Source organism: Gammaproteobacteria bacterium CG11_big_fil_rev_8_21_14_0_20_46_22 (genome assembly GCA_002796245.1).
Classification (GTDB): Bacteria; Pseudomonadota; Gammaproteobacteria; order UBA12402; family UBA12402; genus 1-14-0-20-46-22.
Map to the genome: position 1 here is coordinate 22,238 of PCWT01000007.1, position 6,410 is coordinate 28,647.

A 6,410-nucleotide genomic window follows, 5' to 3' on the forward strand; every position below is an offset into this window, starting at 1 on the left:
GCGTGGATTACGATCAGTATTTAGACATCGCCCTGTCGGCTGCTTGTCAAGCGGCAGGAGCTATCATGGCTGTGTATCATCGGGATATCGCTGTTGAGCAAAAAGCTGATCAAAGCCCTGTGACTCAAGCGGACTTGGCTGCTCATGATGCCATTGTGAGTGTGCTTGCGGCTTCGGGTTTTCCTGTGATTTCAGAGGAGAGTGAGCCTGATTTGGACCTGCTTAAGCGAGCAGATTATCATTGGTTGGTTGACCCTTTGGATGGCACGAAAGAGTTTATCCAAAAAAACGGTGAGTTTACTGTCAACATTGCATTGATTCACCACAACCGGCCTGTGTTGAGTGTAGTGGCTGTGCCGGCGAAGCAAGTGGTTTATTACGCGCTTAAGGGGCAGGGTGCATTTAAAGTAGAGGCGGGTGTAGGTAAACGGTTGCAGTGTTCCAGTGTGTCCAACCTTGAAGAAGCCACGATTGCGGTTAGCCGCTCACACTTAAAGCCCGAAGATCAAGATTTTATTGAGAAGCAAGGCATTACTAAAGTAAAGCCTTTGGGAAGTGCTTTAAAGTATTGCGAGATTGCAGAGGGCTTAGTCGATTGCTCTGTTCGCTTTACACCATTAATGCAATGGGATTTGGCGGCCAGTGACCTGATTGTTTCAGAAGCGGGTGCTTGCGCCGTTGACTTCTCTGGTAATGTTTATAGCTATCGTTTTGATGGCGTCCAGCAAGCTTTAACGGCGGGTTTGCTGGTGTCTAACGGTTTATTATCGCGATCACTAATGAGTGGCGCATCTATTTTTGGGGGGATCTGATGGGTAAGTTAAGTAATGCGAAGGTTTTGGTCATTGGCGGCGCTGGTTTTATCGGCGCATTTGTTGTTCGCGAGCTATTAAAGCACGGCGTTAAAGAAGTGATCGTTGTCGATAATTTTGCCCGCGGTAAGCGTGAGAATCTGGTAGATAGCCTTGAGGACTCTCGTTGTTCTATCTTTCCTTATGGTGGTGATGTTCGTGAAACAGATATCCTTGATAAGGCCTTTGAGGGTGTTGATTATGTTTTTCATTTAGCGGCCATGTGGTTACTGCACTGTAAAGATTTTCCACGTACGGCTTTTGATGTGAATATCGCCGGCACCTTTAATGTACTAGAGGCTTGTGTTAAGCATAAAGTTAAGAAACTAATTTATTCTTCTTCGGCATCAGTTTATGGCGACGCGGTAGAAGTGCCGATGACAGAAAATCACCCGTACAATAACAAAAATTTTTATGGCGCAACAAAAATCGCAGGTGAAGCCATGTGTACTGCCTTTAATGATCGCTATGGCTTGGAAGTGGTGGGTTTGCGTTATATGAATGTCTATGGTCCAGGTCAGGACCAGCACGCGGTTTATACTGGTGTTGTACCGATTATGCTGAATAAGATTGATGCAAATGAGGCCCCCACGATTAACGGTGATGGTTCGCAGGCCTATGATTTCGTGTATGTGGAAGATGTTGCGCGTGCTAATGTATGTGCTCTAGAATCGGATGTGAAGCTTGGTTTTTACAATGTGGGCACAGAGGTGCAAACATCGATTAAGCAACTGTGCGATTTAATTTTAAAACTGAAGAGTTCAGCTTTGGAAGTTATTTATAAGCCCTACAGTGCGGATGATGCTAGGCAGCTTGTCAAAAACCGTATTGGCTCGGCGGTTAAAGCACGTGACGAGCTTGGTTTTAACTATAAGTATTCCCTCGAAGAGGGTTTGAATAAATTAATTCAATGGCGCGATACCGGGAGCTTCAAATAATGATTGAAATGAATATTCCCATCACTAAGGCTATTTTTGATGAAGCTGAAGAGCAGGCGATTGTTAAACCTTTGAAAACAGGTTGGGTTGTTCAGGGTCCGTATGTTGCTGAGTTTGAAAAGCGTTTTGCAGCTTACACGAACGCTCAATTTGCTAAAGCTGCTTCAAGTTGTACAACAGCTCTTCATTTGGGTTTGGAGGCAATGGGTATCGGCGCTGGCGACAAAGTTGTTGTGCCATCGTTTACTTATGTGGCTTCGGCAAATGCGGTTGAATACACCGGCGCTAAAGTCGTTTTTTGCGACATTGATTTAGCCACGTTTAATATCGATATTAAAGCACTTGAGCGTTTATTGTCTGAAGATAAAAGTATCACGGCGATCATGCCAGTTCACTTGTTTGGTTTGTGTGCGAATATGCCGACTATTTTACATCTTGCAAAACAGTATAACTTGAAGATTATTGAAGATGCTGCTTGCGCCTTTGATGCTTGGATCGGTAATCAGCATGCTGGCACCTTTGGTGATTGCGGTTGCTTCTCGTTCCATCCTCGTAAAGCCATTACCACGGGTGAGGGTGGCATGTTGACCACTAACGATGAGGCTCTTTACACAATGGTTTCGCAACTGGCTGATCACGGTGCAAGCAAGACTGATTTGCAGCGGCATCAAGAAAAAACAGGCTCTTTGTTGCCAGACTTTAACCTTCGAGGGTTTAATTATCGCATGACTGATTTTCAGGGTGCCTTGGGCTTGTGCCAGATGGATAAGGCTGAAAGCATTATGGCTGGCCGTCGAAAAATTGCAGCTCAGTATGATAAAGCTTTGGCATCAATTGTTGCTTTGAAGGCGCCTTTTGTGCCAGAAGATTATCGCCACGCTTATCAGTCGTATGTGTGTTTGTTTGTTGGGCAGGAAGATTTGTCTAACCTAACGGTAGAAAAAATTGACCGTTTAAATAAACAGCGTAATAGTTTTATGCAGCATTTAGCCGATAAAAACATTGCAACCCGGCAAGGCACCCATGCTGTTCATACGCTAGGTTATTATAAGAATAGGTATCAGTTAAGTGATGCTGACTTTATTTCGGCTTATGCGGCTGATCGGCTAAGTGTTGCCTTGCCGGTGTATGCGGGCATGTCGGATGAAGAGTTTGACTATGTTAAAAGTACAATGTTTCATTGTTTAAAGTATTGATTGGAGGTGGAGATGTTAAGCGAGTTTTTGCTAAAGAACCCTAGTTTTGAGGGCAATTTTGCGTGCCTTTCTCACGCCTCTGATTTTGAAAACCAAGCGCAAGTTAATAAGGTTTTTTCTGATAAGTGGCAGGTTTGTGAGAAAACAATGACTGAAGATGATTCGTTCTATCGTTTTCAAAAAAACTGGTACTTAAAGTTATATGGTTTTTCTTCAGAAGCGGAATTGGCTGAGTTTTTAAGCGATAAAAAGGTTATTTTTGATGCGGGTTGTGGCTTGGGGTATAAAGCCGCTTGGTTTGCGCAGATGGCTCCACATGCGGTTGTTGTTGGAATGGATTATTCAGCAGCCGCAAAACAGGCGGCTGAGCAATATAAAGGCGTTAAAAATTTATTCTTTGTACAAGGGGATATATCTAAACCCTTTTTCAGAAAAGGCGTGGTGGACTTCGTCAGTTGTGACCAAGTTATAATGCATACAGAGAACCCAGAAAATACATTTTTCCAACTTGCTCAGGCTTTAAAGTTAGGCGGTGAGTTTGCGTGTTATGTTTATGCAAAAAAAGCGTTACCTAGAGAGTTGCTTGACGAGTACTGGCGTTCACGATGTAAAAGCTTAACGCACAAAGATTTACTGGATTTATCGGAACAACTAACAGAGCTTGGCCGAACATTGTCTGATCTAAAATTGACAATAGACTTTCCTGATATCCCCTTGTTAGGTATTAAAGGAGGGCGGCAGGACTTGCAACGCTTTTTATATTGGAATTTTATCAAATGTTTTTGGAATGCAGATCTTGGTCGCGAGGTAAGCATGGTGACCAACTATGATTGGTATTCACCTTCAAATGCAAAACGTTATTCAAAAGAAGAGTTTGAAACTCTTGTGAGAAGTAATGGGCTAAAAATCGTTTATTTTCACAGCGAGGAAAGTTGTTATAGTGGACGCTTTAAAGTGTAGGGTTTTTTGTTTGCGGGTACTGGGTAGTATATGTGTGGCATAGTCGGGCTAATTGCATTAGGTAAGCAGCCAATTTTAACAACTTCTTTAAAAGAAATGTGTGATGTAATTTCCCATCGCGGTCCGGATGATGCCGGTTATTTTGTGGCACAAACCGGCCGTCAACACCCAAGAAAGCTCTCTTACGTTCAAAATTTCACCGATCAAAAGTTTCATCATATTACGCCAATGATTCCGGCCATTGACACGCACCATGGCCAGCAGGCATTGAACGCTCACCGCTGGGATTTATTTTTGGGTCATAGGCGTTTGGCGATTTTGGATATCACCAGCGCAGGCCATCAGCCGATGAGTAATTTACCGCGTGATGTTTGGTTGGCTTATAATGGCGAAATTTACAACTTCAAGGAAATTCGCGCACAGCTTGCAAAGCTTGGCTACGAGTTTTCAACCGAAACTGATACAGAGGTTTTGCTTGCTGCTTACCAGGAATGGGGTATTGAGTGTATCCATCAATTTAATGGCATGTTTGCCGGGGCAATTTGGGATAAAAAGCAGCAGCGCTTTTACTTGATCCGTGATCGTTATGGCATTAAACCTTTGTATTATACCGTTTTAAAAAACGGTACCTTGTTGTTTGCAAGCGAAGTTAAGGCGATCTTAAAGTATCCTGAGTTTAAGATGTCAGTTGATTGTGAAGCCTTGCTCGAATATTTTACTTTTCAGAATATTTTTACCGATAAAACCTTGTACGAGGGCGTGAGCATTTTGCCCGCAGGTCATTTTATTGAGCTTGATTTGCAGCTCGAGACACCAAAGGTTGAGCCAAAGCAATACTGGGACTTTAATTTCCATGAGCTGGAAAGCGTAAAAGACGAGCGCGAATATGCTGAAGAGCTTCGCAGGCTTTTTGAGCAAGCAGTCGAGCGGCAGCTTGTGAGCGATGTGGAAGTGGGCAATTATCTAAGCGGGGGAATGGACTCTGGTTCTATTGCAGCGGTTGCAGCGAGTAAAATTCCTTATTTAAAAACATTCACTGTCGGTTTTGACTTAAATAACGTCTCTGGCTTAGAGCTAAGTTTTGATGAGCGTGCGCGCGCAGAACAGTTATCTTATTTGTATAAAACTGAACATTATGAGATGGTTTTAAAATCTGGAGATATGGAGCGTTGCTTGCCAAACTTCTCCTGGCATTTAGAGGAGCCACGCGTTGGCCAAAGTTATCCTAATTATTATGCTGCTAAGTTGGCAAGTAGGTTTGTTAAAGTGGTTTTATCCGGTGCCGGCGGCGATGAATTGTTTGGCGGCTATCCCTGGCGTTACTATCGTGCTGTGGTGAATGATGACGTTGAAAACTATGTGGATAAATATTACGTCTTTTGGCAGCGACTTGTCGATAATAAGCATATTCAAAGAATGTTTTCACCGATTTGGGGTAAGGTCTCGCATGTGTGGACGCGTGATATTTTTCGTAATGTGTTTCGTGGGCATCACGAGCGTATTGCAACACCCGAAGATTATGTCAATCATTCATTGTATTTTGAGGCTAAAACCTTTTTGCATGGGCTTTTGGTTGTTGAAGATAAGCTTTCCATGGCGCACTCATTAGAGACCCGTGTGCCTTTTTTAGATAATGATCTTGTTGATTTTGCGATGAAAATGCCTGTTAATCTGAAGCTGGGAAATCTAAAAGAAGTAGTGCGAGTTAATGAGAATGAAACAGATAAATACAAAAAATATTTTCAAAAAAACAGTGATGGCAAGCTGATTTTACGCCAAGCCTTGTCACGTTATATGCCCGAGTCTTTCACAAAAGCCTCAAAACAAGGATTCTCATCGCCGGACAATAGTTGGTTTAAAGGCGAGAGTATTGACTTTGTTAGACGTGAATTGCTGTTAAGAGATTCTTTGGTTTATGAATTTATGGATAGGACGGTTGTAAGGGGCTTGGTTAATGAACATTTATCAGGTAAAAATAACCGGCGTCTGTTTGTGTGGTCCATGCTGAATTTTTCAGCATGGTGTGAGCACTTCTTATAAGCTCGTTGCGTTTAGAGCTTCTTTTTTATCGGGTAATGTAAGCCGCATTCAGTTTTTGAGGTTGCAATCCATCGCCCCGCCCTTTCGTTGTTGGGGGTTGGGTTAATTTGCGTGCAGGGCTTGCATCCAATGCTTGTGTAGCCTTGCTCGAATAAGGGTGAGTGGGGTATCTGGTGTTTTTTTATAAAACTCCAGGTATCTTTGCGACGCCAATCAACCAGTGGGCAAAATTTTATCACGTTAAATTGATCGTCTTTTGAAATAATCGGTGTGTTTGCGCGGGCGAATGATTGGTCGCGTCGAATCGCTGATATCCAGACGTCATAACTTTTTACAAGCTTTTTTAATACGCTGACTTTTCTATCAAAGCAGCATTGATTTGGGTTGTTAGTGTAAAGCGGGCCTTTGTGTTTTTTTTCATAAGC

At 42.9% G+C, this 6,410-nt stretch carries 6 protein-coding genes and 1 pseudogene (1 of these 7 cut by a window edge); 5 read left to right on the forward strand and 2 right to left on the reverse strand.

What is annotated here, in order from left to right; translation table 11 throughout:
• The first annotated feature begins 2 nt into the window (after positions 1-2).
• Genes COV52_00370 through asnB form a run of 5 tightly spaced genes read left to right on the forward strand, consistent with a single transcriptional unit; the run spans position 3 to position 5,985 of the window.
• Positions 3-812 (forward strand): 3'(2'),5'-bisphosphate nucleotidase CysQ, encoded by an 810-nt coding sequence (locus tag COV52_00370; GenBank protein ID PIR12112.1) that lies wholly within the window; start codon positions 3-5, stop codon positions 810-812.
• On the forward strand, positions 812-1,789 hold the full coding sequence (locus COV52_00375; GenBank protein ID PIR12113.1) for an NAD-dependent dehydratase: 978 nt from the start codon (positions 812-814) through the stop codon (positions 1,787-1,789). The genes COV52_00370 and COV52_00375 overlap by 1 nt, the downstream gene beginning before the upstream one ends.
• An 8-nt stretch (positions 1,790-1,797) precedes the next feature.
• On the forward strand, positions 1,798-2,985 hold the full coding sequence (locus COV52_00380; protein PIR12145.1) for an aminotransferase DegT: 1,188 nt from the start codon (positions 1,798-1,800) through the stop codon (positions 2,983-2,985).
• 12 nt (positions 2,986-2,997) lie between these two features.
• Positions 2,998-3,945 (forward strand): SAM-dependent methyltransferase, encoded by a 948-nt coding sequence (locus tag COV52_00385; GenBank protein ID PIR12114.1) that lies wholly within the window; start codon positions 2,998-3,000, stop codon positions 3,943-3,945.
• Between the two features lie 30 nt (positions 3,946-3,975).
• Positions 3,976-5,985, forward strand: a complete 2,010-nt coding sequence (asnB, locus tag COV52_00390) for an asparagine synthase (glutamine-hydrolyzing) (GenBank protein ID PIR12115.1) — start codon at positions 3,976-3,978, stop codon at positions 5,983-5,985.
• An 11-nt stretch (positions 5,986-5,996) separates the two neighbouring features.
• Here asnB and COV52_00395 read toward each other — a convergent pair whose 3' ends face one another.
• Together COV52_00395 and COV52_00400 are read right to left on the reverse strand one after the other, a co-directional pair.
• The gene (locus COV52_00395) at positions 5,997-6,224 is read right to left on the reverse strand and encodes a hypothetical protein (GenBank protein ID PIR12116.1); all 228 of its coding nucleotides are present in this window, start codon (positions 6,222-6,224) and stop codon (positions 5,997-5,999) included.
• A gap of 104 nt (positions 6,225-6,328) precedes the next feature.
• Positions 6,329-6,410 (reverse strand): annotated as a pseudogene (locus COV52_00400) (hypothetical protein) (it continues 260 nt past the right edge of the window).

Excerpts from the sequence above, each read along its gene's own strand:
- COV52_00385 (PIR12114.1), top strand. The coding sequence starts at position 2,998 with ATGTTAAGCGAGTTTTTGCTAAAGAACCCTAGTTTTGAGGGCAATTTT.
- COV52_00375 (PIR12113.1), top strand. The coding sequence starts at position 812 with ATGGGTAAGTTAAGTAATGCGAAGGTTTTGGTCATTGGCGGCGCTGGT.
- asnB (PIR12115.1), top strand. The coding sequence starts at position 3,976 with ATGTGTGGCATAGTCGGGCTAATTGCATTAGGTAAGCAGCCAATTTTA.
- COV52_00380 (PIR12145.1), top strand. The coding sequence starts at position 1,798 with ATGAATATTCCCATCACTAAGGCTATTTTTGATGAAGCTGAAGAGCAG.